The 276-nt window shown below is 64.9% G+C and carries 1 pseudogene; it reads left to right on the top strand.

Going from position 1 to position 276, the window contains the following annotated elements:
- Nucleotides 1–105: 105 nt before the first annotated feature.
- Nucleotides 106–276: pseudogene (locus tag QCD70_RS19275) on the top strand (transposase domain-containing protein); the annotation flags it as partial.

Below are 276 nucleotides of genomic sequence, written 5' to 3'. Positions count from 1 at the left end.
CTTTCTCGATAGCGTCGTGGCCAAGGAGTCCACCTGGGGCGAGTGGGCAGACACAGCATTCGACCTGCACCTGGTGCCCCAGTCTCCGCGCTTCGCTTGTATCCGTCCGGCCAACTCACTTTGAACGCCCGGAAGACGGCGGCCAAGCTCAACGGGTTTGACCCGTATGCCTACCTGCGTGACGTGTTGGAGCGGCTGCCTCACCGCTGGGCGCCAACGCCCCGATGCCGGCTCGCGAACGCCGATTCCCGTCCCCTGCCTGTGGGGATGAGAATC

The organism is Agreia sp. PsM10 (assembly GCF_030433855.1).
Taxonomy (GTDB): Bacteria; Actinomycetota; Actinomycetes; order Actinomycetales; family Microbacteriaceae; genus Agreia.
The sequence above is the reverse complement of the archived record's forward strand: the minus strand, read 5'-3'. Positions and strand labels throughout refer to the sequence as shown.